The sequence below is a fragment of the Pseudomonas sp. P5_B2 genome, from assembly GCF_056400445.1.
Map to the genome: position 1 here is coordinate 1 of NZ_JBFULH010001540.1, position 503 is coordinate 503.

Sequence of the window (503 nt, forward strand, 5' to 3'; positions counted from 1 at the left end):
TATCTAGATAACCTGGAGTTGGATTTTGTAGCGCCTTGGGGCAAATATGATGAGCGCGCATTGGTTAATCCAGGAAACAATAGCAAAGCAATCTATGCTGCTTACGCTTTTACCTGGTTTCCAATGCCGCAAGTTGAGGTCAGCTCGAAGATCAGTGTTAACTACAGTTACGAAAATCCTAAGACTGATTATAAGTCTGGTGTGCAGGTTGTTGTTGACTATGGATTTAATTATCGGCTGACCCAGAATTGGTTGGCGGGTATTGGTGGATATTTATCGACGCAGTTGAATGATGACCAGTCCCACGGGGATGATGTAGGTAATAGAACCAAGTCAATAAAAGTCGGACCACAAGTGGGCTACGCAAGTCGGGACTTTGGAATAATACTCAGCTATCAGAAGGATGTTTTTGCTCGAAATACCTCGGAAGGCGACGCAGTGATGCTCAACGGAATGTTTAAGTTTTAATTAGGTGCTGCAATTTTCACGCTTGGCTTTTAATG

The 503-nt window shown here is 43.3% G+C and carries 1 protein-coding gene; it reads left to right on the plus strand.

Annotated features, from left to right (window positions below; all coding sequences use genetic code 11):
• The coding region (locus AC1DRJ_RS32275) for a SphA family protein (RefSeq protein WP_477805651.1) at window positions 1-468 on the plus strand (468 nt) is incomplete at its 5' end.
• Window positions 469-503 lie beyond the last annotated feature (35 nt).